A 23,223-nucleotide genomic window follows, 5' to 3' on the forward strand; every position below is an offset into this window, starting at 1 on the left:
CCCCTGCGCGACAGCTGTCGACCACAGACTGTACACTCTCGAAGCATCCGACCACGACCGTCGGGGACGCGTCAGGGGGACGTGACCGGTCGTGGCGCGTAGAACCGCAGGGGGAAGAACCCGTCATGATCGCCGTGAGCATTACCGTCCGCCCACGCAGTGAGGACGCCCGCACCGTCGAGGCGACCATCGCCGACACCGTGCCCGTCGCCGAACTGATTCCTCACCTCGTCGACGCCGTACCCGGCGAGGTCTGGCGACTGTCCGGTCCGCTCGGCGTACTGCGACCCGAACACACGCTCGCCGACAGTGCGGTCCGTCCCGGCGAACGACTCACCCTCGACAAGGACGGTCTGCCCCCTCCACCGGTCGACGACGTCGGGCACCTGACTACAACGGTGGCCGCCTCGCCCGCCGTCTGGGTCGCAGCCCTCGTCGCCGCCGTGGTGTGTGCCGTGTCCTGGGCGCCGGTGTGGGACACCGGAGATCAGATCCACTGGCATCCGCTGGACATCAGCGACACCGCACGGGGTCTGATGGAGGGCACGGACCGCACAGGACCACTGCCCGTCATCGTCGCGTTGCTGCTCGCCACACTGGCAGCCGCCGCCGGGTCGCTGGCCGACCGACGCTATGTCAGCGTCGCCGCTGTCCTCGGATTCGGCCTCGGCCTGCAGGTCAACGTCCTGACTGCCTGTGTGCTCTCTGCTCTGGCAGTGTGGCGCGGTGGTGTCGTCCGCACCGTGACCGTGGGGCTGTCGCTGGCTGCGTCCGTCAACGTCGCTCCCGGGCTGACGACGCTGCTCGCCGTGGTCGCATTGACATTCTCCGGGCAGCTCGCCGTCGGGCTGGCGGGTATCGCACTTCCCCGTATTCCGGCGACCGGGCTCTTCACCGCCGCCTCCGGCCCGTCCACCGGACCACGCGCCGCACGCGGCAGAACCGGCCCCACCGGATCAGCCGAAGCCGCGGCTACCCGCGCGCTGCGCATCCACCCCGCGATCGTGATGACCTGCTGCATCGTCATCCTCGCCGGCGCGTCCAGCTCCTGCCACCGGGGCATGAGGCCGCCCCGGGACGGTTCCTGGGGTGGACGGAGGCAGCCCTGCTTGCCGTCGGCGTGGTAGGTCTCTCCGCCCGGGCGACCCGTCCGGTCCATGCCGTGACCGTGACACTCACCGCCACCCTGCTCGTGCTCTGGGTCGCTCTCCATCTTCCGTCACCCTGGATGCTGGTGGCGTTGGCTCCCACCGCCCTCCCTGCCGTACGGGTCACCTCGCCCCTGGCTGGGCGGGTCCTCGACATCCTCGAGACGCTTGCATTCACCACCTGTGTACCGCTGCTGATCACGACGACAGGAATCTTCGACGTCGTGAGGGGTATCGGATGACCGGGGACCGGAAGACGCCGGGGAAACGCACTGCCGGAGCAGTGCTGCTCACCATGCTGTTGTTGTCCACGGTGCCGGTCCCGTCGTCCGGTTCCCGGCCCCGCTGCGACCGACCGGTGTTCGGTGACGCGATTCCCCTGGACGTGGACCTCCCCCACGATCTGTCGACCGGTCGCGACGTCGGTGTCGCGGTTGTCGACACCGGTGCATCCGCCCCGGGCGTCGTCGCCGACCGACCCGGGGACCGGGACAGTTGTCTGTTGCACGGTACCGCCGTCGCAGGCACGCTACGCACCGTCGCGCCCGCCAGCCGGATCGTGTCGGTCCGTCAGGGGGACGGCGACCACGACACCACGGTCGCTGACCTGGTCACCGCACTCGACCGCGCACGCGCCACCGCCGCGGACCACGGGGTCAGGATCGTGAACATCTCCGTCATCGCCTGTGACGACACCGCCGAGCTCCGCACCTCAGTCGCCGCCGCAGAAGATGCCGGGCTCCTGCTCATTGCCGCCGCGGGAAACGCCGGGCAGTGCCAGGACGGGCAGGTGCCCTATCCCGCGGCGCTCCCGGAAGTACTCACCGTCGGTGGGATCGATGCCCGGCACACCGACGACCTCAACGCCGGACGCCGCCCCGCCGACTACTCCGTTCCCGGCAGTTGGGTCGACCTCTACGCACCCGGCGGACCGGTCTCCGCCGTCGTCGAGAACACGGGAGACCTGCAGAACAGGACCATCGTCGATGACCCGGCCCCGTTCACCGGAACGAGTTTCGCCGCCCCTGTCGTCGCCGGTGCCGCCGCCCTGGTGTGGCAGGTACGCCCGGAGTTCTCTGCGGCCCAGGTCCGCTCACTGCTGATCGCCACCGCAGACCAGGGGGTGGTACCGGTAGTTTCGCCGGCGCGCGCGGTCGGTGCAGCCATGGATGCAGGCTCGGATGCGGGCGTGAACAGGACGGACGGACCGCAACCGACGCGGTACGAGGTCCCGACGGAAGTGAGCGTGTCGCGGCCCGTCTCCCCTCCCCGGGACCTCCGCATTCCGCTTCTCCTCGCGGGGACCGTCCTGATCGCTCTCTTCACCGGTGTCATACTGCGATTCCGCAAATAGGCCTCACCGGGCCCGTTACGACCGGTGAGTGTGGCCCTGCAGACCTCCGCGTCATGTCATTCAGCCCTTCAGCCATTCAGTGCCCTGCCACACCTGCCAGGGTCCGGCTCGCCCGCTCCTCCGACAGCACGCCTCCGTCTGGCAGCGCCTCCACCACCCTGAACGCCACCATGGTCGGCTCGCCTGCCCCCTCGTCCTCACCGAGAAGCCCGAGGACGTGGAGGTCCTCTACTGCAGTCACCGAATACCGCACACCCGTCTCACTGACCAGGATGAATCCTCGTTCCGTGAGGACGGTGGAGGTTCCCCGCGGACCGACGAAATGAACATCCGGTGTCGGCAGCCCGGCTCCGGTGGCCTCCAGGTCCCCGGCAGCCACGACATGCTCGCCGATGCACACCTCTCCCAGTTCCGTACCACCCGCCAGGTCCAGGTCGACGGGCACGTGGGCGAGTGCGGCAGTACCGGTGACTTCCGGCTGGGACAACAGGGTGGGCAGGCTGTCGTTGGCCGGTGGTGGTGCGAGTGCCTCGGCGATGGCACGCCGTGCGCCGGTGACCTCCGCGACACCGTCCTCTCCGGTGAGGAAGACCCGGTCACCGGTGTGCACCGTGTGTCGCAACGATGTCAGGGCCACGTCCGGCCCCCGGTCCAGGACACCGAGGACGTCGTCGGGGACGGGTACCGGCGTCGCCCCGAGGGCCCTGGCCAGGACAGGCCCGTCGGACAGCAGGAGCCTCCTGCCGTCGACAGCCAGCCACAGCCCCGACGGAGCATCCAGCACCACCGGTCCGACATCCGGGAGAGAGGATGTCGCGACAACACCGTGTGCACACCGGGCCCAGGACGACTCCGGGGCCGGCACCAGTCCCGGAGCGTCCGGGATACCGAGGGCAGGCCCCGTGTCGAAGCGCCCCAGCTGGTCGGAGGTCGACCGCGTGACGTCGTCGGCGGCCCCGAGCAGCAGCCGACCCGAAGCGACGTTGGTCACCGGGTGGAAAGCCTCGCCGACCCGGACATGCAATGTACCGGATTCATCGGCCACGAGGCCCGCGTCGTCGATGGCGGGCTGCGGACGCAGCATCGCCACCAGCAGCATCCCACCCGTGACGAGCAGCGTCAGCAGAACGCCGACGCCGGTCGCCCGGCGTTGGGTGCGAAGTGGATCCTGCGCCATGCGCGCGTCACCGGTGACCAGCGCCAGTTCCGTCCGGCGCAGCAGAAATGCGTAGCCCGACACCTGCAGGCCTGTAGTCCTCATAGAGAATCCCCCTGTTGTTCCCCCGGCACACTGTGCCTATGCTTGCGGATGATACCTCACCCTGCCGCCGACGGAGGGAGATCACGAGGTGATCGTGGGGGGAAGTGTGGACGATGTGGACAACGAGACAAGGGGGACAACATGGGGACGTCTGTGCGTGCAGGGGTGGTCTCAGCCGTACGCCGGTACCACCGGCAGGTGCATGGTGGCGGTGGCGACCAGCCACTGGCGTGGTTCCGGGTGCATGTGCCGCACCCGCGGCTGTGGAGGGCCCCGCAGCACGACGCCGCCGAGGCACCCGCCGTGGCACCAGTGGTGCTGGACCAGCCGGTACGCCACCGCCTGGTCGAAGGCCTGCGTATGGGCGGCGGTGATGATGAGCTGGTGACGGCAAGTGCCCCGGCACCGCGTGCGACCTCCACGGTGGAGCGTTCCTACGCCGGGATGGCCTCCCTGCTCCGCATGTCCTCGCACTGCCTGGTCGGTGTTCCGGAGGAGGTGGCCGACCGGATGCGATGGGCCGCCACAGGGTGTGGCCTGCTGGCGTCACGGCTGGACGGTCTGCCTGTCGGAGCCCGCGTCCGTACGCCCGCCGAGGATGTCCGGAGCCCGCTGCAGGTGACCACGTTACCGGGGTGGGTCATCGGAACGGACGCCTACGGCGAGCCCGTCGTCCTGTACCTACCACCGGGAACCACGACACTGTTGCGGGGCGCCACCGCCGAGGTGGTGTCCCTGACCATTCCGCCGTCAGGACGGGTGGTCGGTGAGGACGTCATACTGTCCACGACGATCGCCGGATGGGAGGCTGCCTGGCATCCACAGCTCTGCCGGGTGGTGGTCGACACCGACGGCGACCTGGAAGAGGGATGCCTACCGGACGTCGTCGTCGATCTGACCGCCGGAACGGTGAGGAGCGGCGGGACGACGGTGGGCATCACCCCGTTACCGCTGCGGACGTGACTGGGGGGAGCACGGGGAGCACGGGGACTGTTCCCACGGTCAGCTACGCTGACGGCAATGGATAACTTCGTGGCGTGGATGGAGCGGCATCAGATTGCCCTGTATCTCGGCGCTCTCCTGGTCGGAGGCGTGGTCGGTACCGCACTCCCCCGTGCGGACAGAGGTTTTGCGTCCGCGGTGAATCCGGTGCTCACGCTGCTGCTCTACGCGACATTCCTGGGAATCCCGCTCCGGGGCGCACTGGCGACGCTGCGGGACAAGAGGTTCCTGGCCACCGTCGCCGTGGTGAACTTCGTACTGGCACCCCTGGTGGCGTGGCTGGTGACCAGGCCCGTGTCCGGTGACGACGTCCTGCTGGTCGGGGCATTGTTCGTCCTGCTCACACCGTGCATCGACTATGTCATCGTGTTCACCGGTTTGGCCGGCGGGGCCGCCGACAGGTTGCTGGCCGCGGCCCCTTTCCTGATGCTGGCACAGATGGTGCTCCTCCCGGTCTTCCTGTGGGTCCTGCTCGGGGAGGACGTGGTCGCGGAATTTGACGCCGCACCCTTCGTCGAGGCGTTCGTGGTGCTGATACTGCTGCCGTTGTGCGCCGCCGGACTGACCCAGGCCGTCCCGGGTCAGACGGGCCGTAGGGTCCGGGCCGCGGTGGGTGGGGCCATGGTCCCGCTGATGATGCTCACCCTCGCCGTGGTTGTCGCTTCGCAGATCGCCGAGGTGAACCGGCAGTGGTCGACACTGATCCGGGTGGTGCCCGTCTACGTGGCGTTCGCCCTGGCGATGACGGCGGTAGGGTGGGTCGCCGGGCGTGGCGCGCGGACGGATGCACCGGGGCGACGTGCGGTGGTGTTCACCGGGGTGACACGGAACTCACTGGTGGTGCTGCCGTTGGTGCTTGCCCTGCCGGCGGGGTACGCGCTGGCACCGGCGGTGGTCGTCACCCAGACACTGGTCGAACTGGTGGTCATGGTGATCCTGGTCCGGGTGGTGCCACTCCTGCTTCCGGACCCTGCTCCCGTCAGAGGTGCAGGACGGCCTGGGCGATCATGAAGTAGACGATCAGGCCTGCCGCGTCGACGAAGGTGCTGATGAAGGGGTTGGAGAACACCGCGGGATCCGCCCGGAGCGCACGGGCGATCATCGGCATGATGCCGCCGATGGTCGCGGCCATCGTGCAGACCGCCAGAAGAGTCAGCCCGATGATCAGGCCCACGGACGGATCGTAGATGACGGTGGTGACCACACCACCGAGCAGCCCGAGGAGTGCCCCCAACGACATCCCCACACCAAGTTCGCGGAGAAGCACCTTCCACACGTCCTTGGGCCGCACGTCACCCAACGCCAGTGCACGGGTCACGGTCGTGGCTGCCTGGTTGCCGGTGTTGCCGCCGGTGCCGATCATCAGGGGCATGAACAGGGCGAGCACCGTGACCTGCTCCAGTGTCGCCTCAAACACCGACAGCACCTGGACGGTCAGCGTCGCGCCGATGGCGAGCACCAGGAGCCAGATGATGCGCGAGCTCACCAGCGAACGCACAGGCGTGGCGAGGTACGGACGACGCAACGGTTCCACACCACCCTGACGTGCCGCGTCCTCGGTCTCCTCGTGCTCCAGGATCCTTGCCGCATCGTCGATGGTGAGCATGCCGACGAGGCGGTCTTCCCGATCAACGATAGGCAGTGCGAGGAATCCGAGTTCGGCGCAGCGCCGGGCCGCGGCCTCCGCCGTCTCGTACGCGGTCATGGCGCTGACGTCCTGCATGATCTCCGAGATTCCGACCTCAGGATCAGAACGCAGCAGGTCACGGAGGCTGACGACACCGGTCAGGTGCCGGCTGCCGTCCAGGACCGGGAGGGTGTACACGGTCTCTGCGTCATCGAGCTGGGCATGGACCCGCTGAAGAGCCTGTCCCACTGTGGCGTCGACCCGGGTGGAGACGTACTCGGGGGTCATACGCCGACCGGCGGATCCTTTCGGGTACCCGAGCACCTCCGAGGTCAGTTGCCGGTCCTTCGTGGACAGCCCGTGGAGCAGCCGCGGGGCCAACGCGGCAGGGAGTTCGTCGAGCAGCCACACCCGGTCGTCCGGGTCGAGGTCGCTGAAGATCGTGGCCACCTCACCGTCCCTGAGCCCCTGGATCAGGTCGCGCTGGAGGGCGGGCGAGAAGCGCTCGAAGACCTCGATAGCGTTGTCCTTGGGCAACAGCCGGTAGACGAGGGCCCGCTGTTCGATCGGCAGACGCTCCAGGAGCGCCGTGACCTGTTCAGCGGACAGCGGTGTGACAGTGTCGACGATGCCGGTGAAGTTCTTGGCCTCCACCAGCTCCTCGACGGTGTCGGTGAGATCGATCGCGTCGATGATCTGCTGTGTGTTCATGCTGGGTCCTAACCGGGTTACCGTGTGTCTCTCACATCGTGGCGGGGTGTCGCGCCCACGCGTGCACACGGCTCGGGTCAGGTCAGATCAACCATCCGTACTGCAAGGAAGGCGCGTTGCAATGACTGCAATGACTGCAATGTCTGTCAGGGGAACTGTCACTGTTCACGATTCCTCACCTGCCTTCCCTGTCTGTCGGGTCACACCTCGGGGTGCCCCGGGTCGTTACGGGTTGTCTCGGGTTGTCTCGGTCCGCGACTACCGTGCCACAGAAGTCCTTCTGGCTCAAAGCCGACGACCGCTGTCGCCCCCGGACTCAGGCGGCTGCCCGACGGGACCCCGCCGGTCCCGGGTGACGGCGACGCGGGCCGCCAAGTCCGCGTCCGCAGGATACTGCACGGACACGAGATTCAGTCCGCAGGCAGGGGCGACGGGGACCGCCGAACTACGTGACCGCTCCTTCAGCAGGTCACCGGTGAAGCTCCTGTCCCGTCGTCCCTCCCCCACCGTCAGCACCGCACCGACGAGGGAACGTACCATCGACCAGCAGAAGGCGTCTGCCACCACCGTCGCCTCGTAGGTCGACGGTTCCGTGGGCGTCGAGATGTCCCGCCAGCTGAACTCCTGAAGTTCACGCACGGTCGTCGCATTCGGCCGGTAGCGGCAGAAGGCGGCGAAATCGTGGAGCCCGACGAGAACGTCGGACGCAGACTGGACAGTTCCGAGGTCGACCTCGTGCCGCCAGGTCGCCGTGTCACGGACCCGGAGCGGCAGTGGACCGGCCGGTGCCGTGGTCACACGGTAGAGGTAACGGCGTGACAGTGCGGAGAACCGGGCGTCGAACCCCGTGGGTGCGGCAGTGGCCCCGTGCAGGCGGATATCCTCCGGCAGTATGCGTGACAGCCGTCGAACGAGGGCCTCCGGTCGATCCAGTGAGCGTTGCCGGAATGCAGTGTCCGGAATGTCCACGTGGGCCACCTGGCCGTTCGCGTGGACACCGGCATCGGTTCGTCCCGCGACCACGAGCTCCACCGGTTCCCGGACAACCAGTGACAACGCGTCCTCCAGTACACCGGCCACGGTGCGCAGGCCTTCCTGCGGACCTTTCTGGCGGGCCCACCCGTGGAAGTCCGTGCCGTCGTAGGCCACATCCAGCCGGACGCGTACCGTATCCGTCATTCCCCGCTCTCCTTCCGGTCACCCTGGTTTCGACGACGTCCCCATCCCGGTGACAGGGCACCGTGGAAACCCGGGTAACGACGGGGCGTTGGGCCGACGTCCATACCGGCCACGCCCGCAGCCTCCATGTCGGCGACCCGCCTGCTCTCCTGGTCCGCCGCTCCTCCCAGTGAGTACATGCAGACGCCGATGACCATCAGCCACACCGTCAGGGTGTCGAAGGCGAGCCTCTCGTAGGCCCCCGGGAGGCCCGGGGCCCCAGCAACAGCAGGGCCAGCATCCCGACCACCGACGCGGTGAGCATCAGGCGGGTGATCAGCAGGTACGCACCGTAGATCAACGGGTGCGGGCCACGTCCCCCCACAGAGCGTGCGGTCCCCACGCCGGTGAGGAACGCCATGAACGACCACATGAGGATCGCGTAGACCAGCATCGACAGGTCGTGGATCGCCGGCGACACGTTGTAGGGGAACAGACCCGCCAACATCGACACAGCACCCGCACCCGCGATGAGCACCGCCGGAATCCTCACCGAACGTTGACCTTCCCGGCCCGCCGCCATCCACATCACACCGGCGGCCACGACGATGATGAAGGCCCCCGCAGTGTAGGACGCGTTGGTGATCAGGTAGGACGGGTTGCAGACGTACCTGGTGCCGAGATTGTCGCGCAGGACCTGACACTCAGTGACGGTGAAGTCGCTGATGCGGTTGTCGGTGAACGAATACAACCCCCGCCAGCTCATTAGGGCGACGATGTGCCCGAAACCTGTGACAAGACCGCTGAGGAACAGCAGTACGCCGGCAAGTCGGTAGGTCAACACAAGGCATGACTCTACCAAGTCGGGTCCCGCGCCCGTGAGCATGTCGCGGCCCAGACCGGAACGACGACCGCACCACCCGTGGCCTCTCCTCCGGATACGGCGACGCCCGCCGCACCGTGCACAACGGTGGCGGCGGGCGTCGTCAGGTACCGCAGAGAGCGACCTACCGGGAGAACTACTTCTCCTCGGAGGACTCCTCAGCAGCCTCGACCTCTGCTGCCTCGTCGGCGGCAGCGGCGTCGGTGGCCTCGTCGGCCTCGACAACCGGGGCGTCCTCGACGGCCTCGTCAGCAGCCTTGGATGCGGCGGCGCGGGTCGCACGGGTCGCCTCGGCGGAGGCGAGCTCCTCGAGGACCAGGGAGATCTGGCTCATCGGAGCATTGTCACCCTTACGGTTCTCGAGCTTGATGATGCGGGTGTAACCACCGTTGCGGCCCTCGAACTTCGGCGCGAGCTCGTTGAACAGGTAGGCGACGACCTCCTTGTCCGTGATGAGCTTCAGCACGTTACGACGGTCGGCGACAGTACCCTTCTTCGCCTTGGTGATGATCTTCTCGACGTACGGGCGCAGGACCTTGGCCTTCGCGTCCGTGGTCTTGATGGCGCCGTGCTCAATGAGCTGAGCTGCCAGGTTGGCGAGGATCTTCTTCTGGTGGGAAGCAGATCCGCCGAGGCGGGCACCCTTCTTCGGGGTAGGCATAACTTCTCCTCGTGTGTTTCTTTAGTCAGACTGAGTCAAGCGCGGTGTCGGTGAACCACCGGATGTCCCACTCAGCACAGCCGACGGCGATTCCCTACGAAGTGACTACTCGGCGATGTCTTCGCCCTCGGTGTCGACGAACTCGCCGGACTCCGGGTCGTAGCCCTCGATGTCGTTGATGTCGAAGCCCTCGGGTGCGTCCTTGAGACCCAGGCCCAGCTCAGCGAGCTTGACCTTCACCTCGTTGATGGACTTCTGGCCGAAGTTGCGGATATCCAGCAGGTCGGACTCGGTCCGGCCGGCGAGCTCGCCGACGGTGTGGATGTCCTCGCGCTTCAGGCAGTTGTACGAACGCACGGAGAAGTCGAGGTCCTCGATCGGGGTGCTGTAGGCGGCGATGTGCTCGGTCTCCATCGGGGACGGGCCGATCTCGATACCTTCAGCAGCCAGGTTGAGTTCCTGGGCCAGACCGAACAGCTCCACCAGGGTCTTGCCAGCGGACGCCATGGCGTCACGGGCGGTGATGGAGTTCTTGGTCTCGACGTCGATGACCAGCTTGTCGAAGTCCGTGCGCTGTTCGACACGGGTCGCCTCGACCTTGTAGCTGACCTTCAGCACCGGGGAGTAGATCTGGTCGACCGGGATGCGGCCGATCTCACCGGTGGTGGGGGCGGCCGGGACGTATCCGCGACCGCGCTCGACGACGAGCTCGATGTCGATCTTGCCCTGCTCATTGAGGGTGGCGATGTGCAGGTCCGGGTTGTGGACCTCCACGCCGGTCGGGGCGACGACGTCTGCCCCGGTGACCTCTCCGGCGCCTTCCTTACGGATGTACATCGTGACCGGCTCATCGGAGTCCGAGGACAGGACCAGGGACTTGATGTTCAGGATGATGTCGGAGACATCCTCCTTGACACCGGGGATGGTGGTGAACTCGTGGAGCACACCCTCGATCCGGATGGAGGTGACCGCTGCGCCCGGGATGGACGACAGCAGGGTGCGGCGCAGTGAGTTTCCGAGGGTGTAGCCGAAACCGGGCTCCAGCGGCTCGATGACGAACCGGGAACGGGCGGGGCTGACGAACTCTTCGCTCAACGCCGGGCGCTGTGAAATGAGCATCTTGCTTCTCCTTGGTGGCGACCGCTATTTGACGCCGTAGAGATGAACAACTGATCTTGACGGGAACCGCCACCGACCGCGTCTGCGGTGATGGACGGGGGTGGTGCGACCGAACGTCCTACTTGGAGTAGAACTCGACGATGAGCTGCTCCTGCAGCGGCACGTCGATCTGGGCGCGCTCGGGCAGCTGGTGCACGAGAATGCGCAGGGAGGACGGCACAACCTGGAGCCAGGCCGGGACGACGGCGTCGACCAGGAACTCCTGGGCCTCCTCGAACCACAGCATCGAGCGGGAACGGTCCCGGACGTCGATGATGTCGTACTGGGAGACCTGGAAGGACGGCACGTTGATGTTCTTGCCGTTCACGGTGAAGTGACCGTGGGAGACGAGCTGACGTGCCTGTCGACGGGTGCGGGCCAGGCCTGCACGGTAGACGACGTTGTCCAGCCGGGACTCCAGCAGGATGACCAGGTTGTCACCGGTCTTGCCGGGACGACGGTTGGCCTCTGCGTAGTAGCGGCGGAACTGCTTCTCCATGACACCGTAGGTGAAGCGTGCCTTCTGCTTCTCCTGCAGCTGGGTCAGGTACTCCGACTCCTTGATGCGGGTACGACCGGCCTGTCCCGGGGGGTACGGGCGGCGCTCGAAGGAGCGGTCCCCGCCGACGAGGTCGACGCGGAGACGACGGGACTTACGGGTGGCGGATCCGGTATAGCGAGCCATGTGGTATCCCTATCCTTTCTTCTAGACGCGACGACGCTTCGGCGGACGGCAGCCGTTGTGCGGCTGGGGGGTCACGTCGGAGATCGTGCCGACCTCGAGGCCGGCGGTGGACAGGGAACGGATGGCGGTCTCGCGGCCGGAGCCCGGGCCCTTGACGAAAACGTCGACCTTCTTCATGCCGTGCTCCATCGCCTTACGTGCGGCGGACTCGGCGGCCATCTGGGCGGCGAACGGCGTGGACTTACGGGAGCCCTTGAAGCCGACGTGTCCCGAGGAGGCCCAGGAGATGACAGCACCCTTCGGGTCCGTGATGGACACGATGGTGTTGTTGAAGGTGGACTTGATGTATGCGGCGCCGTGCGCCACATTCTTCTTTACGACGCGACGGCCGGTACGGCGCGCGCCGGAGCGTGCTTTGGGAGGCATAGACTACTTCTTCTTTCCTGCGATCGTCTTCTTCGGGCCCTTACGCGTACGAGCATTGGTCTTGGTGCGCTGACCGCGCACAGGCAGGCCACGACGGTGGCGGATGCCCTGGTAGCAACCGATCTCGATCTTGCGACGGATGTCAGCCTGGACCTCGCGGCGAAGATCGCCCTCGACCTTCCAGGTGCTCTCGATCGCGTCCCTCAGAGTGGAGACGTGCTCGTCCGTGAGGTCCTTGGACCGCAGGTCGGGAGAGATGCCGGTCTTCTCCAGCAGCTCGGCGGCACGGGCGGGGCCGATGCCGTAGATGTAGGTGAGTGCAACCTCCATGCGCTTGTCGCGCGGGAGGTCAACACCAGCAAGGCGTGCCATATGGCAGTTCCTTCCGGATTTCTGCGGCGGTTTTCTCCACACACGTCCCGTACTTCCGTCCCCCCTGCCACGGAGGGCAGGGACAGGACGGCGGGCTTCAGCCGCCGCGGCCGAAGGTGGTTGTCCGGTACCCGCGAACCTTCGGACGAGGTTCATCGGGCCACCGGCTGGATGTGTGGAGGCTGAATGACTGTGCGACCAGCGCTGGGGCAGTCGAACTGTCTACTTGTAGCGGTAGACGATCCGGCCACGGGTCAGGTCGTAGGGAGACAACTCCACGACGACCCGGTCCTCGGGGAGAATACGGATGTAGTGCTGACGCATCTTGCCGGAGATGTGAGCGAGCACCTTGTGCCCGTTGTCCAGCTCAACGCGGAACATCGCGTTCGGCAGGGGCTCGATGATCTTGCCCTCAACCTCGATGGCGCCTTCTTTAGCCATATCCTCCACTTTTCCCGGCCCGCCACTGACGACGGACCTTTAGGTCTGGTCTCGATGGTGTGCCGGACGGTCTGCGGTCTCGCAGTGCCCACGTGTCCACACCAACGGTTCACGATACGGCATCGGCCCTGGACATGACAAATGCAAGCGCATTTGTCACGACCAGGGCCGTGCGCATCCGTGTCCGGGCGTGGAACGGAAGAAGTCCCCGTGACCGTCAGTACCGGGGAGTGAGGATCCGGGGGCCGTCGGCGGTGGCTGCCACGGTGTGCTCCCAGTGCGACGCAGGCGAGCCGTCCAGGGTCTTGACTCCCCAGTCGTCATCCAGCACATAGGAGTCGACCGTACCGAGGGCGAGCATCGGCTCAATGGCCAACGTGCTGCCTGCCTCGATATGCGGTCCCTTCCCCGGCGCACCTTCGTTGGCCAGGTACGGGTCCTCATGCATCTCGTGGCCGATGCCGTGACCACCGTAGCCGTCGACGATGTACAGGGACACCCCGAACTTCTCCTCCGCCCGTTCAGTGGCTTCCTCGAGCGCCCATGAGACGTCGGTCAACCGGTTCCCCGGGACCATGGCCTTCATCCCCTCGTACAGGACCCACTCGGTGGCCTGGTTCAACTTCAGGGCCTCGGGCGTGAGCGTCTCGTCACCCCCGACGGCGAACGTCCAGGCGGAGTCGCCCACCCAGCCGTCCAACGTCGCACCACAGTCGATCGACACCAGGTCGCCGTCCTTGAGGACGGTCGCTGAGTCAGGGATTCCATGGACGATCATGTCGTTGACCGAGGAACAGATACTGCCCGGGAAACCGCCGTACCCCTTGAACGTCGGTACGGCGCCAGCGGCACGGATCGTCTCCTCGGCGACAGCGTCCAGGTCCAGCGTGCTGACACCGGCCGCCGCTGCAGCGCGGGCCGCCTGCAGTGCGCGTCCCACGATCTCGCCCGCCGCCTGCATCGCGTCGAGTTCACCCGGGGTCTTCCCCCTGATGATCTTGCTCTTCCTACGGAAACCCATCAACTACCCATCAGTGCGTTCGTGAGGTGCCGGCCCGTCACCGGACTCGTTACCGATCCAGGGCGTCGAGCGTCGAGGACGAGATGTCCTCCACCGTGCCCTCGGCGTCGACGTTGATGATGATGTCCGCGTAGTAGTCGATCAGCGGGGCGGTTTCGTCCCGGTAGACCTGCAGACGGGTACGGATCGTGTCTTCCGTGTCATCGCTGCGTCCGCGGGCGAGCATGCGCTCGACCACGACGTCCTCGGAGACCTGGTAGTTGAGCACGTTGTTCAGTGCGGTGCCCTTGCGCCCGAGGATCTCAGAGAGGATCTCGGCCTGCTCGACCGTGCGCGGGAAGCCGTCCAGCAGGAAGCCGTCGGCGGCGTCCTTCTGGTCGAGACGCTTGCTGACCATGTCGGCGGTGACGGAGGTCGGAACGAGCTTGCCGGCGTCCATGTACTCCTGTGCCTGGCGGCCCAGGTCGGTCTCCTTGGAGATGTTCTCGCGGAAGAGATCACCCGTGGAGATGTGCGGCACGCCCAGCGAGTCGGCGAGGATGGCGGCCTGCGTGCCCTTACCTGCACCGGGGGGGCCGAGGAGAACGAGTCTCATTTGAGGAATCCTTCGTAGTTGGCTTGCATGAGCTGGGACTCGATCTGCTTGACCGTGGTCAGAGCAACCGAGACCATAATCAGGATAGCGGTACCACCGAACGCGCCCAGACTTGAGGCCGCGCCGTCAGAGGCGAGTCCCATCGTAATCGCCATGTTCGGGAGAACGGCGATAACGGCGAGATACACCGAACCGACGAGCAGCAGCCGGGTCATGACGTACCAGAGGTACTCGGAGGTCGGTCGACCCGGACGGATGCCCGGGATGAATCCACCGTACTTCTTCATGTTGTCGGCCTGGTCGTTCGGGTCGTACTGGATCGACACGTAGAAGTACGAGAAGAAGATGATCAGCAACGCGAAGATCAGGATGTAGGGCCAGCTCGACGGGTTCGAGAGCATCGTCATCACGTTACGGTTCCACCAGTTGTCCTCCTGCCCGGCGTCACCGGACTGGATGATCTGGGTGATGAGGATCGGAACCGTGAGGATCGAGGACGCGAAGATCACCGGGATCACGCCGGCCTGGTTGACCTTGAGCGGCAGGTAGGTCGACGTCTCGCCGTACTGGCGACGTCCGACCATACGCTTGGCGTACTGCACCGGAATGCGCCGCTGGCCCTGCTCGATGAAGATGACCGCGACCACCAGGAGCAGAACGGCGACGATGACGCCGGCGAAGACGAAACCACCGGAGCTGCGCAGGATCTGCATCCCCTGGGCGGGGAGCTGGGTGGCGATACCGGCGAAGATCAGCAACGACATACCGTTGCCGACGCCCCGGTCCGTGATCAGCTCACCGAACCACATCACGAGCACGGCGCCGGCGGTCATGATGGTGACCATGGTGACCAGACCGAAGATGCCGACGTCCTCGTGCAGTACCCGGACGTTCGCCCCCAGCAGCTGCTGGCGGTCGGCCAGAGCGACGATGCCGGCGGACTGCAGCAGAGCCAGGGCGACCGTCAGGTACCTGGTGTACTCCGTCATCTTCGCCTGGCCGGACTGCCCCTCCTTCTTCAACTGTTCGAAGCGGGGGATCACCACGGTCAGCAGCTGGACGATGATCGACGCGGTGATGTACGGCATGATGCCGATCGCGAATACCGACAGCTGGAGTAAGGCGCCACCGGAGAACAGGTTGATCAGCGTGTACATGCTGTTCGAGCCGTCCTCGGTCAGCGAACGGACCTGCGAGGTGACTTCCGCGTAGTCGACACCGGGGGTCGGGATCTGTGCTCCGATCCGGTAGAGGATGATCATCGCAAGAGTGAAGAATATCTTCTTGCGCAGATCAGCATCCCGGAACGCCGAGAGCAAGGCGGTCACGTTTGCCTCCTGGCTCGGCAGTCACTGTCGGGAGTACCACTCCCGGGGCGGGCCGCCGAAGGTTTCTACTTGGGGTAAGTGTTCGGTCACTGAATCCCCTGCCGGTGGCGCCCGGTGTCAGAGGGGCGCAGCCTGCGGGGGACAGACAACTGCACAAGAATAGCAGGGGTCGCATGGAAGGTTACACTTCCGTGACCAACTACGCGGACTCGGAACCGGTCGCAGGACGTCATCGGCGATCACGGCGTGGCCGGACCGGGCGGCACAGGGGCGTCACGGCAGCCGCGCCGCCTCCCGCACACGCAGCGTGGACGTGACAGAGCAGTGGCAGAGCAACTGACAGAGCAACTGGCAGAGCAACTGGCACCGTGGCAGAGGCGACGGTCGTTTCCGGTACTCGAATCGACCCGTACCTCTGCCACTCGACCGTCATCTCTGCCACCTCCGCCCTCCGTCCCGTGCATCGCCGCGTCTGCCGCGCACATACGCGAAACCCCCGGCCCCCACTGAGGATCAGTGGGACCGGGGGCTCTGCGAGCCGCACACTCACGGGCTCAGTGTACGACGGAGGTCCGGCTAGGAGGCCTCGGAGACGGTGGCGACGCTGCCGCCTGCTGCCTCGATCTTCTCCTTGGCGGAGCGGGAGAACTTGTCCACGGTCACGTTGAGTGCCACGGAGATCTCGCCGTCGCCCAGGACCTTCACGGGCTGGTTCACGCGGACCAGGCCGGCGGACACGATGTCCGCCACGGTCACGTCGCCACCCTTGGGGAAGGCCTTGGCCAGGTCAGAAACGTTGACGACCTGGAAGACGACCTTCGCCGGGTTCTTGAAGCCCTTGAGCTTCGGCAGACGCATGTGCAGCGGCATCTGGCCACCCTCGAAGGCGGCTGAAACCTGCTTGCGGGCCTTGGTGCCCTTGGTACCACGACCGGCGGTCTTGCCCTTGGATGCCTCACCACGACCGACGCGGGTCTTGGCGGTGTTGGCACCCTTGGACGGCCGGAGGTCGTGCAGCTTGATGGGTTCGCTCATTGTTACTCCCCTGCTACTTCCTCGACCTGGACCAGGTGGCGCACGGTGTTGATCTGACCGCGGACGATGGGACCGTCCTCACGGATGACCGACTGGCCGATACGCTTCAGGCCAAGCGAGCGCAGCGAGTTCCGCTGCTTAGGAATGGTTCCGACAGTGCCCTTGAGCTGGGTGATCTTCAGTGCCATCTCAATCACGCTCCCTGTCCTGCAGCGCGGGCGCGCAGCATCGGCGCCGGGGTGACCTCTTCGAGGGACTTGCCACGACGGGCGGCGACCTCTTCGGGGCGGACCAGCTGCTTGAGTGCGTCCACGGTGGCGTGGACGACGTTGATGGCGTTGTCGGAGCCCAGGGACTTCGACAGGACGTCCTGCACGCCGGCGCACTCGAGCACGGGGCGGGCGGCGCCGCCGGCGATGACACCGGTACCCGGCGCAGCAGGCTTCATCCACACGACGCCAGCGGCAGCTTCGCCCTGGACCTCGTGGGTGATGGTGCCGGCGATCATCGGGACGCGGAAGAAGTTCTTGCGAGCTTCCTCGGCACCCTTCTGGATCGCGGCGGGAACTTCCTTGGCCTTGCCGTAGCCGACACCGACCATGCCCTGGCCGTCACCGACGATCACGAGGGCGGTGAAGCTGAAGCGACGACCACCCTTCACGACCTTGGAGACGCGGTTGATGGTCACGACGCGCTCGAGGTACTGCGAGCGCTCGTCCTGCTGGTCACGACGGCCACCGCGGCGGTCGTCACGACCACCGTTGTTGCCACGGCCCCGGTTGTCCCGGTTGTCCTTGTTGTTACTGTCGGCGGTGCGTCCGCCGTTACGATCACGTTCCGACATCACGCAGTCCTTCCGTCGGTGAAAATGTTGTCGTTGCGCATTAGAACTTCAGACCACCTTCACGGGCGGCGTCAGCCAGGGCGGCGACCCGGCCGTGGTACTGGTAGCCACCACGGTCGAAGACCACGGTCTCGACACCGGCAGCCTTGGCGCGCTCGGCGATCAGCTGACCGACGCGAGCGCCACGGTCCTTCTTGTCACCGTCCAGTGCACGGACGTCGGGCTCGATCGTCGACGCAGCGGCCAGGGTGTGGCCCTTGGTGTCGTCGATGACCTGGACGTGCATGTGACGTGAGGTGCGGTGCACCACGAGACGCGGGGTCTCGGGGGTGCCGGAGATGTTCTTGCGCAGACGGTAGTGACGACGTGCGCGTGCGACGCGGCGGCGGGTGGAGATGTCCTTGCCCACCGGGAGACGCTTGCTGGTTGCAGTACTCTGTGCCATCTCTACTTACCCGTCTTTCCGACCTTGCGACGGATCTGCTCGCCCGCGTAGCGGATACCCTTGCCCTTGTAGGGGTCGTCCTTACGGAGACGACGGATATTGGCGGCGATCTGTCCGACCTGCTGCTTATCGATACCGGTGATGGAGAACTTGGTGTTTCCGTCGACCGCGAAGGTGATTCCCTCCGGAGCCTCGATGAGGACCGGGTGGGAGTAGCCGAGGGCGAACTCGAGGTTGCTGCCCTTGGCCTGGACGCGGTAGCCGACACCGAAGATTTCCATCTTGGTGGTGTAGCCCTCGGTCACGCCGACAACCATGTTGTTGACGAGAGAGCGGGACAGGCCGTGCAGGGAGCGGTTCTTGCGGTGGTCGTCCGGACGGCTCACCACGAGCTCGTTGTCCTCCTGGGCAACGGAGATGGGTGCCGGGATGACCTGCGAGAGAGTACCCTTGGGGCCCTTGACCTCGACGTTCTGGCCGTCGATGGTGACGGTGACGCCGGAGGGAAGGACCACGGGGTTCTTACCGATTCGTGACATTGCTTCGTCCTCCTTCTACCAGACGTAGGCGAGGACTTCCCCACCCACGCCCTTCTCGGTCGCCTGACGGTCGGTCAGCAGGCCGTGGGAGGTGGAGATGATCGCCACGCCCAGGCCGCCGAGGACCTTCGGGAGGTTGGTGGACTTGGCGTACACGCGCAGGCCCGGCTTGGACACGCGACGCAGCCCTGCGATCGAACGCTCGCGGGACGTGCTGTACTTCAGTTCCAGGGTGAGCTTCTTGCCGGTCGAGGCGTCCTCGACGGCGTAGTCGGCGATGTAGCCCTCGGACTTGAGGATCTCGGCGATGTTGGCCTTGATCTTCGAGGACGGCATCGAGACGCTGTCGTGGTACGCGTTGGACGCGTTCCTCACGCGGGACAGCATGTCCGCGATGGGGTCAGTCATGGTCATGGAAGTGACCTCTAGCCTTTCTCGTCACGGTTCCCCGTCCACCCGGGCGTCACCGCGCATTTGTGTCCGGCAACTCGACGCTCCCCGGACTCAGTAGTCCGGCTTGCTCGCTGCCTTGTGTTCCGCGCGGCCGCAATAGGCGGTGGGCCTGCGACAAAGTGGTTCATGTTCAGGAGTCTCGACATGCTGCGGCGGCGCGGCGTAGTCCGTACCGGACACGGGTAACCCCACAGCGAGACCCGTTCACGTTACCAACCAGGGGAAACAAAGGCAAAACCGTGTGGCGATCCGGGTGATACGGCAACCTGTCGCACGCCCGGTCCGCCTGCCCGATCGTTGTTGTGGTCAACTATGGGCGTAGGCTCTACACCTGCATCCATCTTCCGGGACACAGTGAGGACACCTCAGCGCAATGTGCGGCATCGTCGGCATGGTGGGAAACCAGCCGGTCAACCAGGACATTTACGACGCTCTACTGCTCCTGCAGCATCGCGGGCAGGATTCGACGGGCATGGCGACCGCCGAAGAGGGGGGACACATGCACCTCTTCCGCGCCCGCGGCATGGTGCGCGAATCCTTCCGTACCCGTGACATGCGGTCACTGCTCGGCACCGCCGGTCTGGGTCACGTGCGCTACGTGACCCGCGGTGCCGCGTCAAACGAGCAGGAGTCACAGCCCTTCTACGTCAACTCGCCCTACGGCATCACCCTGGTGCACAACGGCAACCTGACCAACACCCGTGAGCTGACCACCGAGATGCGGCACCGCGACCGCCGGCACCTCAACACCTCCAGCGACACGGAACTGCTGTTGAACGTCCTGGCCCACGAACTGCAGTCCACCACCGGCCCGGACGACCTCAACGCCGACGGCATCTTCGACGCCGTCACGGCGACGATGGGCCGGATCGAAGGCGCCTACGGCGTGATCTCACTGATCGCCCACCACGGCCTGCTGGCCTTCCGCGACCCCAACGGGATCCGTCCGCTGGTCCTGGGGCGTCGCCGGCCGACCGCCACGGGCGGCTCCCATGCGGTGGGCGGGCACGACGAATGGGTCGTGGCCAGTGAGTCACTGGTACTGGAGAACGCCGACTACGAACTCGAGCGCGAGATCGCCCCGGGCGAAGCAGTGTTCATCACCACGGACGGCACCCTGCATTCACGCCAGTGCGTCGCCGACGCCCGCCTGGAACCCTGCTCCTTCGAGTACGTCTACCTGGCGCGTCCCGACTCGGTGATGAACGGCATCAGTGTCTACGATTCCCGCCTGCGGATGGGCGCACGGCTGGCGAAGACCATCGCCGAGCACGTCCCCACCGACGACGTGGACGTCGTCATGCCGATCCCCGATTCGGCACGTCCGGCGGCGATGGAGGTCGCCCGTGTCCTCGACCTCCCCTACCGCGAGGGGTTCTTCAAGAACCGCTACGTGGGTCGGACGTTCATCATGCCGGGGCAGGCGGTGCGCAAGAAGAGCGTCCGGCAGAAGCTCAACGCCATGTCCTCTGAGTTCGCCGGTAAGCACGTGCTGCTCATCGACGACTCCATCGTTCGCGGCACGACCAGCTTCGAGATCATCGCCATGGCCCGTGCGGCCGGGGCCCGGAAGGTCAGCTTCGCCTCGGCCGCTCCCCCGATCCGGCACCCGCACGTCTACGGGATCAACATCCCCGACCGCGATGAACTCGTCGCCGCCGGCCGGTCCGTCCCCGAGGTCTGCAAGGTGCTCGGCGCCGACCACCTCGTCTACCAGAAGGTCGAGGATCTCGAGGGCGCGATCCTCGACGGACAGACGGACGCACAGCTCGACGGTCTCGACATGAGCTGTTTCGACGGCCGGTACGTCACCGGCACCGTCACCGGGGAATACCTGGAGTGGGTCCGCGACAACCAGGTCTCCTGAGCGGTAGATTGGACCCCATGCTCGAACTCTTCCAGGACCGGTTCCACGGTCGGTTCCAGGGCCGGGTGGTTCCCGGCCAGCCGCTCATCGTCGTCGCCGTCGCGGCCGAGGCCGCCGACATGGATGAGGACGCCCCGGTCCTCTTGACCGGTATAGGCCGCCTCAACGCCACGCTCGCGTTGACCGACTGTCTGCACCGCTACCTGCGTGCCGGTGGCCTGCCGAGCGCGATCATCAACGTCGGCACGGCCGGTGCTCTGCGTCCGGGACTCACCGGGGTCCACCGCATCGAGCGCGTCGTACTCCACGATTTCTCCCACGCCGGTGTCGCCGCGTTGACGGGCAGGGACGAGTACCCGCCGATCGACCTCGCGACGGACCGTCCCGATCCTCCGACGGGACTCACCCTCGCCACCGGTGACGTGTTCGTCGAGGACGGCACGGTCCGTGACCGGTTGGCCCAGGACGCAGACCTGGTCGACATGGAGGGCTATGCCGTCGCGACGGTGGCCCAGTGGTTCGGCGTCCCCGTGCAGCTGGCCAAGATCGTCAGCGACGCCGCAGACGATGCCGCGGGGACGTCGTGGCACCGTGAGATGCCCGCACTCGCCCGCGAACTCGCTGCACATTCGCGCCATGCGCTCGGCGGTCCCCCTCCCCCGGCCCGCTGACCCCCGGGTAAGCGTGTGCTAATTTCGTGCCATGCCCACGCGTCGACCCTCCTCCCTGCGCCGTGCCCTCGCTGCCGTCGGCGCCACCGTCACCGCAGCTGTGCTGGTGACCGGCTCGCTCGCCGCCTGCGGCATCGGTGCCGACAACGACTCCGGGCAGACCGCACAGGCGGAGGAGACCTCCTTCGACACCGCCCTCGACACGTTCAACCGGCTGGTGGACGACGGCCTGCCGGACGCCCACGACACTCACGGGGTCTCCCACGCCGAGACGGTCGGCGACGTCACCCCGGTCGACGGTCGAACCGCCGATGACGCAGATCTTCCCGTCGACCTGACGGATGCCGACGGCCGGGACGTCACCGTCGACGACATCTCGCGCATCATCCCCCTGGACATCTACGGGACGATCTCACGGACACTCGCCGGCCTGGGGCTCCGCGACAGTATCGTGGGCCGCACCGTGTCGTCGACCGAGCCGAGCCTGCAGGACCTTCCGGTGGTCACCCAGGGCGGGCACTCCATCAATGCCGAGGCCGTGCTGAACCTCGACCCGTCACTGGTGATCGTCGACGACAGCATCGGCCCCGGCGACGCCCTCAACCAGCTGAGGGACGCCGGAGTTCCTGTGGTCAAGATCAACCCGGAGCACACGATCGACACAGTCAGCAGCGACATCGACACCATCGCCGGCATCGTCGGTCTTGCGGAGAACGGGGAGCGGCTGGGCGAGCGCGCCGACGCCGAGATCTCGCGCGCCGTCGAAGCCATCCGTGGTGCCGCCGGAGACGCCGTCCCCGGCGATCCACTGCGCATGGCCTTCCTGTACGCCCGCGGTGACGGTGGCGTGTTCTACATCCTCGGGCCGGACGACGGCACCGACGACCTCATCGAAGCGCTCGGCGGTGTCGACGCCGCCAAGGAGGAGGGCATCGGCCAGGCCTCGCCCGCCAATGCCGAATCGCTGGCGGACCTGAACCCCGATGTACTGGTCATGATGTCCGCTGGACTGGACTCCACCGGAGGGTTGGACGGACTGCTCGCCAAGCCAGGTATCGCCCAGACCACGGCAGGCAAGAACGAACGGGTCCTGGCCATTCCGGACAGTCAGTCGTTGAGCTTCGGTCCACAGTCCGGCGAGATGCTGCTCACGGCCGCGGCTGCCCTCTACGGTGGTGACGGCGAATAGACGCCGGGTAGCGTCGGAGACATGAACACTCCTGCAGAAGGCTCCCCGGCAAAAGGCTCCCCCGAAGAAATGCTGAGCGCCCACGCCTGGCTCGACCAAGTGGCCTCCGAACTCGGGTTGCCGGAGGAGGTGGTGCGGACGAACATCAAGGGCATCCTCGACCTGACCTCGGCCGTCGCACACAACCGCTCCCGTCCGGCCGCACCGGTGACGGCTTTCCTCGTCGGCCTCGCCGCGGGACATGCAGCGTCCGGCAGCGCGGAAGGAAACCCCTCCGCAGACAACTATTCCGCCGCCGCCGGAGCCCGGATCACGGGTGTCACCGACCTCGCCCTCGGGAAGAACTGAC

The 23,223-nt window shown here is 66.3% G+C and carries 29 protein-coding genes; 9 read left to right on the forward strand and 20 right to left on the reverse strand.

The features are described from left to right. The first annotated feature begins 134 nt into the window (after window positions 1-134). Genes BJF89_RS00530 through BJF89_RS00535 form a run of 3 tightly spaced genes read left to right on the forward strand, consistent with a single transcriptional unit; the run spans window position 135 to window position 2,502 of the window. Window positions 135-1,127, forward strand: a complete 993-nt coding sequence (locus tag BJF89_RS00530) for a hypothetical protein (protein ID WP_158026012.1) — start codon at window positions 135-137, stop codon at window positions 1,125-1,127. A 35-nt stretch (window positions 1,128-1,162) separates the two neighbouring features. After that, entirely contained in the window at window positions 1,163-1,390 is a 228-nt protein-coding gene (locus BJF89_RS18370; protein WP_139311819.1) for a hypothetical protein, read from the forward strand. Continuing rightward, window positions 1,387-2,502: a S8 family serine peptidase gene (locus BJF89_RS00535; protein ID WP_075811278.1), complete on the forward strand. Its 1,116-nt coding sequence runs from the start codon at window positions 1,387-1,389 to the stop codon at window positions 2,500-2,502. The genes BJF89_RS18370 and BJF89_RS00535 overlap by 4 nt, the downstream gene beginning before the upstream one ends. A 76-nt stretch (window positions 2,503-2,578) precedes the next feature. On the opposite strand, the gene eccB is transcribed toward BJF89_RS00535, so the two are convergent. Continuing rightward, complete coding sequence (gene eccB, locus BJF89_RS00540) at window positions 2,579-3,763, reverse strand: type VII secretion protein EccB (protein WP_075811280.1); 1,185 nt, start codon at window positions 3,761-3,763, stop codon at window positions 2,579-2,581. Between the two features lie 141 nt (window positions 3,764-3,904). Here eccB and BJF89_RS00545 point away from each other — a divergent pair, with 141 nt between their 5' ends. Both BJF89_RS00545 and BJF89_RS00550 read left to right on the forward strand, forming a co-directional pair. Further along, window positions 3,905-4,726 (forward strand): hypothetical protein, encoded by an 822-nt coding sequence (locus BJF89_RS00545; RefSeq protein WP_075811282.1) that lies wholly within the window; start codon window positions 3,905-3,907, stop codon window positions 4,724-4,726. A gap of 57 nt (window positions 4,727-4,783) precedes the next feature. Beyond that, window positions 4,784-5,776 carry an arsenic resistance protein gene (locus BJF89_RS00550; protein WP_075811284.1) on the forward strand — a complete coding sequence of 331 codons (993 nt, stop codon included), beginning with the start codon at window positions 4,784-4,786 and terminating at the stop codon, window positions 5,774-5,776. On the opposite strand, the gene mgtE is transcribed toward BJF89_RS00550, so the two are convergent. The 19 genes from mgtE to rpsH all read right to left on the reverse strand — a co-directional run bounded on the left by mgtE (window position 5,745) and on the right by rpsH (window position 19,108). Next, complete coding sequence (mgtE, locus tag BJF89_RS00555; RefSeq protein WP_075811286.1) at window positions 5,745-7,103, reverse strand: magnesium transporter; 1,359 nt, start codon at window positions 7,101-7,103, stop codon at window positions 5,745-5,747. The genes BJF89_RS00550 and mgtE overlap by 32 nt on opposite strands. A 285-nt stretch (window positions 7,104-7,388) precedes the next feature. Further along, window positions 7,389-8,282 carry a tRNA pseudouridine(38-40) synthase TruA gene (gene truA / locus BJF89_RS00560; protein WP_075811288.1) on the reverse strand — a complete coding sequence of 298 codons (894 nt, stop codon included), beginning with the start codon at window positions 8,280-8,282 and terminating at the stop codon, window positions 7,389-7,391. Next, entirely contained in the window at window positions 8,279-8,479 is a 201-nt protein-coding gene (locus BJF89_RS00565) for a hypothetical protein (protein WP_075811290.1), read from the reverse strand. The genes truA and BJF89_RS00565 overlap by 4 nt, the downstream gene beginning before the upstream one ends. An 11-nt stretch (window positions 8,480-8,490) precedes the next feature. Beyond that, window positions 8,491-9,105, reverse strand: coding sequence for a hypothetical protein (locus BJF89_RS00570; protein WP_075811292.1), 615 nt, complete (start codon window positions 9,103-9,105; stop codon window positions 8,491-8,493). A 175-nt stretch (window positions 9,106-9,280) separates the two neighbouring features. Then, window positions 9,281-9,805, reverse strand: coding sequence for a 50S ribosomal protein L17 (gene rplQ, locus BJF89_RS00575; RefSeq protein WP_075811294.1), 525 nt, complete (start codon window positions 9,803-9,805; stop codon window positions 9,281-9,283). A gap of 105 nt (window positions 9,806-9,910) precedes the next feature. After that, window positions 9,911-10,924 (reverse strand): DNA-directed RNA polymerase subunit alpha, encoded by a 1,014-nt coding sequence (locus BJF89_RS00580; RefSeq protein WP_038546454.1) that lies wholly within the window; start codon window positions 10,922-10,924, stop codon window positions 9,911-9,913. 118 nt (window positions 10,925-11,042) lie between these two features. Further along, window positions 11,043-11,648: a 30S ribosomal protein S4 gene (rpsD, locus tag BJF89_RS00585; protein ID WP_075811296.1), complete on the reverse strand. Its 606-nt coding sequence runs from the start codon at window positions 11,646-11,648 to the stop codon at window positions 11,043-11,045. A gap of 21 nt (window positions 11,649-11,669) precedes the next feature. Further along, a complete protein-coding gene (rpsK, locus tag BJF89_RS00590; protein WP_038546448.1) occupies window positions 11,670-12,074 on the reverse strand; it encodes a 30S ribosomal protein S11 in 405 nt (134 codons plus the stop codon). 3 nt (window positions 12,075-12,077) lie between these two features. After that, complete coding sequence (rpsM, locus tag BJF89_RS00595) at window positions 12,078-12,446, reverse strand: 30S ribosomal protein S13 (protein WP_075811298.1); 369 nt, start codon at window positions 12,444-12,446, stop codon at window positions 12,078-12,080. 222 nt (window positions 12,447-12,668) lie between these two features. Beyond that, complete coding sequence (gene infA / locus BJF89_RS00600) at window positions 12,669-12,887, reverse strand: translation initiation factor IF-1 (protein WP_025251938.1); 219 nt, start codon at window positions 12,885-12,887, stop codon at window positions 12,669-12,671. 217 nt (window positions 12,888-13,104) lie between these two features. Continuing rightward, window positions 13,105-13,908 (reverse strand): type I methionyl aminopeptidase, encoded by an 804-nt coding sequence (gene map, locus BJF89_RS00605; protein WP_075811300.1) that lies wholly within the window; start codon window positions 13,906-13,908, stop codon window positions 13,105-13,107. Between the two features lie 49 nt (window positions 13,909-13,957). Further along, complete coding sequence (locus BJF89_RS00610; protein ID WP_075811302.1) at window positions 13,958-14,503, reverse strand: adenylate kinase; 546 nt, start codon at window positions 14,501-14,503, stop codon at window positions 13,958-13,960. Beyond that, a complete protein-coding gene (gene secY / locus BJF89_RS00615) occupies window positions 14,500-15,831 on the reverse strand; it encodes a preprotein translocase subunit SecY (protein WP_075811304.1) in 1,332 nt (443 codons plus the stop codon). The genes BJF89_RS00610 and secY overlap by 4 nt, the downstream gene beginning before the upstream one ends. 576 nt (window positions 15,832-16,407) lie before the next feature. Continuing rightward, window positions 16,408-16,866 (reverse strand): 50S ribosomal protein L15, encoded by a 459-nt coding sequence (gene rplO, locus BJF89_RS00620; RefSeq protein ID WP_075811306.1) that lies wholly within the window; start codon window positions 16,864-16,866, stop codon window positions 16,408-16,410. A gap of 2 nt (window positions 16,867-16,868) precedes the next feature. Next, window positions 16,869-17,054 (reverse strand): 50S ribosomal protein L30, encoded by a 186-nt coding sequence (gene rpmD / locus BJF89_RS00625; protein WP_038551242.1) that lies wholly within the window; start codon window positions 17,052-17,054, stop codon window positions 16,869-16,871. A 5-nt stretch (window positions 17,055-17,059) separates the two neighbouring features. Further along, window positions 17,060-17,710 carry a 30S ribosomal protein S5 gene (gene rpsE / locus BJF89_RS00630; RefSeq protein ID WP_038546428.1) on the reverse strand — a complete coding sequence of 217 codons (651 nt, stop codon included), beginning with the start codon at window positions 17,708-17,710 and terminating at the stop codon, window positions 17,060-17,062. A 40-nt stretch (window positions 17,711-17,750) separates the two neighbouring features. After that, on the reverse strand, window positions 17,751-18,155 hold the full coding sequence (gene rplR / locus BJF89_RS00635; RefSeq protein ID WP_038546425.1) for a 50S ribosomal protein L18: 405 nt from the start codon (window positions 18,153-18,155) through the stop codon (window positions 17,751-17,753). A gap of 2 nt (window positions 18,156-18,157) precedes the next feature. Continuing rightward, the gene (gene rplF / locus BJF89_RS00640; RefSeq protein ID WP_075811308.1) at window positions 18,158-18,694 is read right to left on the reverse strand and encodes a 50S ribosomal protein L6; all 537 of its coding nucleotides are present in this window, start codon (window positions 18,692-18,694) and stop codon (window positions 18,158-18,160) included. A 15-nt stretch (window positions 18,695-18,709) separates the two neighbouring features. Next, complete coding sequence (rpsH, locus tag BJF89_RS00645; RefSeq protein WP_075811310.1) at window positions 18,710-19,108, reverse strand: 30S ribosomal protein S8; 399 nt, start codon at window positions 19,106-19,108, stop codon at window positions 18,710-18,712. A 412-nt stretch (window positions 19,109-19,520) separates the two neighbouring features. Between rpsH and purF the strand changes: the two genes are divergently transcribed. Genes purF through BJF89_RS00665 form a run of 4 tightly spaced genes read left to right on the forward strand, consistent with a single transcriptional unit; the run spans window position 19,521 to window position 23,222 of the window. Continuing rightward, the gene (gene purF / locus BJF89_RS00650) at window positions 19,521-21,014 is read left to right on the forward strand and encodes an amidophosphoribosyltransferase (RefSeq protein WP_075811312.1); all 1,494 of its coding nucleotides are present in this window, start codon (window positions 19,521-19,523) and stop codon (window positions 21,012-21,014) included. A gap of 17 nt (window positions 21,015-21,031) precedes the next feature. Next, window positions 21,032-21,685, forward strand: a complete 654-nt coding sequence (locus tag BJF89_RS00655; RefSeq protein ID WP_075811314.1) for a nucleosidase — start codon at window positions 21,032-21,034, stop codon at window positions 21,683-21,685. Between the two features lie 31 nt (window positions 21,686-21,716). After that, on the forward strand, window positions 21,717-22,874 hold the full coding sequence (locus BJF89_RS00660; protein WP_075811316.1) for a hemin ABC transporter substrate-binding protein: 1,158 nt from the start codon (window positions 21,717-21,719) through the stop codon (window positions 22,872-22,874). Window positions 22,875-22,895: 21 nt separating this feature from the next. Next, entirely contained in the window at window positions 22,896-23,222 is a 327-nt protein-coding gene (locus tag BJF89_RS00665; protein ID WP_075811318.1) for a DUF6457 domain-containing protein, read from the forward strand. The last annotated feature ends 1 nt before the right edge of the window (window position 23,223 follow it).

It is taken from the genome of Corynebacterium sp. CNJ-954, assembly GCF_001942345.1.
Lineage (GTDB): Bacteria > Actinomycetota > Actinomycetes > Mycobacteriales > Mycobacteriaceae > Corynebacterium.